We start from the raw sequence: 293 nt of genomic DNA, 5'->3' as shown, positions 1-293 counted from the left end.
CGGCCATGGTGGCTCGGCCGGTGCCGAAGACGCCGTCGCCGACGGCCACGCCGGTGACGCCCGGTCCGACCGCGGTCACGGCGCCGGCGGCGTCGACCCCGGTTCCGAGCGGGAACGCGGCCGGTCGCCCCTGGGGCATGGCACCTGCCCGGATCTTCGTGTCGAGCTGGTTGACTCCTGCGCCGGCGACCCGGACGAGGATCTCATCAGGTCCCGGAGCCGGGACATCGCCGTCGGCGATCCGGAGGACCTCCGGCCCGCCGAAGGACGTGAACTGCACTGCTCGCATGATG

Annotated in this window: 1 protein-coding gene; it reads right to left on the bottom strand. The window is 73.7% G+C overall.

The features are described 5' to 3' along the window. Nucleotides 1-280 (bottom strand): alcohol dehydrogenase catalytic domain-containing protein (locus tag FNH21_RS16745; RefSeq protein ID WP_191932099.1); only part of this gene is annotated, 280 nt, incomplete at its 3' end. Nucleotides 281-293 lie beyond the last annotated feature (13 nt).

Origin of the sequence: Arthrobacter bussei (assembly GCF_009377195.2) — a bacterium.
Lineage (GTDB): Bacteria > Actinomycetota > Actinomycetes > Actinomycetales > Micrococcaceae > Arthrobacter_D > Arthrobacter_D bussei.
Note: the sequence above shows the minus strand (reverse complement) of the source record. Positions and strands in the feature narration are given on the sequence as shown.